Annotated in this window: 3 protein-coding genes; 1 reads left to right on the top strand and 2 read right to left on the bottom strand. The window is 44.4% G+C overall.

Annotation, left to right across the window (positions count from 1 at the left end; all coding sequences use genetic code 11):
• Window positions 1-1,209, bottom strand: a 1,209-nt coding sequence (locus tag PX482_RS04580; RefSeq protein ID WP_288122128.1) for a DUF4335 domain-containing protein, incomplete at its 3' end; no start/stop codon positions are given.
• A 173-nt stretch (window positions 1,210-1,382) separates the two neighbouring features.
• Entirely contained in the window at window positions 1,383-1,922 is a 540-nt protein-coding gene (locus tag PX482_RS04585; protein ID WP_012266592.1) for a DUF3038 domain-containing protein, read from the bottom strand.
• Between the two features lie 172 nt (window positions 1,923-2,094).
• Between PX482_RS04585 and PX482_RS04590 the strand changes: the two genes are divergently transcribed.
• The coding region (locus PX482_RS04590; RefSeq protein WP_288122130.1) for an RNA-guided endonuclease InsQ/TnpB family protein at window positions 2,095-2,586 on the top strand (492 nt) is incomplete at its 3' end.

Genomic DNA, 2,586 nt, shown 5'->3' on the forward strand with positions numbered 1-2,586 from the left:
ATAGATTTTCGCCGCCTGTCCCAGGGGAATAATCTGTTTTAGGGAACCATCCTGATTTAAGACCAAACGGTACTCTAGAGTATGCTTGAGACTTTCCGGCGGTTGCCAACGGGATTGAAAATATTCTCTGGTTTCTGCCACTTGGGGAATTGTATCTAGTAAGTTCGTCTCTGGGGCTTTAGCGGTGCTTGTGGGCGGTTTGGGGTCTAAATTGGCATTGTCGGGGTTAATAGGGCTTATAGGCGGTAAATTGGGCAATTTTGGCGGTGCTGGACTCGGATTCATCGTGGTGGGGGGAACATTTGTCAGTGCATTTGTACCCTGAGTGCTGGTGACGGGGGGGGCAGTAATCGGGATGTTCTGATTATTCGGTTCAATTATGATCGCCGTGCCGCCGGGACGCGAACCTGTGACTGGTGGCGGCGGTAAAGTGGACGGCGGAATCACTAGAGGGACGCTAGAGGGACGAACTGGGGCTGGAACGGTTGCCACGGGTGGCGGTGGCGGTAAAGGGGTTTTATTGCCCAAATTTGCCGGTAACTGCGGGTTTGGGGCGGCCGTTCCCGTGGGGGGTAAAGGCAGCGTTGGCAAGGGTTGGGGAATCTTGGCACTATTGGGATCAGTGGTTAAATCATTGTTGGCCAATTCTTGCTGTTGATAAAATGCGATCGCTATTCCCCCGATAGTTATTAGGGCTGAGGCGATTAATCCCGTCCACATCAGGGCATTTTTTCGAGTTTTCTGGCGAATTAATGGGGGTATTAGGGGGCTTTCATGGTTATATTCCCCTAAAGCATTGGCTAGATCGAATAATTGCGATGTGGTTAATTCGATCTCCTGTTTATCCTGATCGGTTAGCAGGGAACCTAAAAATAATTGATGCTGGAGAAGTCCCTGACAACGGAGAGAAGGCAAGGAGGGGAGATGGCTTTCGGGGGAACCACTAGCCACGAAAGAGAGGGTAGAAACGGGACTAGAGAGTAAATTCTGCACATAATTAGCGACAATTTCCCCTAGGAGTTGTAATTGTGTGCGATCGCCTTTGATCGTCACCTGTTTTTCCTCACTCAATCTAGGATCATCAAAGCGCAATTGAAAGTGGGCATCGTTTAAGACATTTTTACCCAGCCAAACCGCTAGGGGCGAACTATTTCCCCAAATTTCTAGGGTACAGGTGGGGGGTGTATATTTGCGAATTAGATCACTCATTTTTAGTTATCGGTGGGAATTATGAATTATGAATTATGAATTATGAATTATGAACTGGGAAGCTTTTTTTCAGTGATCAGTAAACAGTAATCGGTGAACTGAAAACTTACATCTGATAACTGATAACTGATAACTGATAACTGATAACTGATAACTGATAACTGATAGCCTTTTTACTTTTTACTTGCCAAAAGGGTGTGCCAGAGAAGGAGATGACTGCGGGGGCTGCTGTAGAACAATAAATCGATTAATAATTTCCAGGCTAGGGAAATCAGGCTAGAATTGCTGAGATTATTTTCCGATATTTCTGGGTATTTTAAGCGAAAATTATCGATATAATTGCCCAAAAGCGTGGTTTTGACCGGTTCTTGTCCTTGAGTTCCCACTTGTTCCAAGAGAATTACGGCGCGACGGATTAACTCTTGCTTTTTTTGGGCTAGATGACAGAGGAGGAGAACTAGAGAACGGATGTCCGCTAGGGAGAGGTTTGACTGGGGTTGCCAGTAGTGGGCAACTAGGCGATCGCTTGTATCCAGATCTAAGGCTAATTCTTGGGCTGCTTGGGTGATAGACTCGGAGTCTAAATTAGCTAGAGAGACTAAAGCTGCCAAAATCAGGTTTAAATAGCTATTAATATTCTCTAACTGCTCGTTACTGGGTGAGATAGCTAGGGGTAAATCCTCACCCGTGGAGGACTCGGCAGACTGAGGCATAGTCAAGGACATAGATAATAAGGAATTGCCAGCAGAAAAACTTGGGTTTAGGAGAAAAAATCACTGGTTCTCAAGTGTCATCGCCAATTTTGGCTCTGAAACCCCGTTCTCAAAGGACGGCTTTACTATGAAATAGTAGCGCATTTACACGATATATGCTAGAATGTGAGATATGGAGAAAGCCTATTCGTTTCGATTTTACCCCACAGCAGAACAAGAGTCGCTATTGCGGCGCACCTTGGGCTGTGTAAGATTAGTTTACAATAAAGCTCTCCATCTCAGAACACAAGCATGGTACGAAAGACAAGAAAGAGTAGGATATACTGAAACTTCTTCGATGTTGACTGAGTGGAAAAAACAAGAAGAATTAGAGTTTTTGAATGGGGTTAGCTGTGTTCCTTTACAACAAGGTTTAAGACACCTACAAACAGCTTTTACTAACTTCTTTGCTGGTCGTACTAAGTATCCTAACTTTAAGAAAAAACATCAAGGAGGAAGTGCCGAATTTACCAAATCTGCTTTTAAATTTAAAGACAAACAAATCTATTTAGCTAAATGCACAGAACCTTTACCTATTCGATGGTCAAGACAAATACCAGACGGATGTGAACCAAGTACAGTAACGGTCAGATTACATCCTTCTGGACGTTGGCATATCTCAATA

It is taken from the genome of Microcystis sp. M53602_WE12 (assembly GCF_030065455.1).
In the GTDB taxonomy this organism is placed as follows: Bacteria; Cyanobacteriota; Cyanobacteriia; order Cyanobacteriales; family Microcystaceae; genus Microcystis; species Microcystis aeruginosa.

Excerpts from the sequence above, each read along its gene's own strand:
- PX482_RS04585 (WP_012266592.1), bottom strand. The coding sequence starts at position 1,922 with ATGCCTCAGTCTGCCGAGTCCTCCACGGGTGAGGATTTACCCCTAGCT.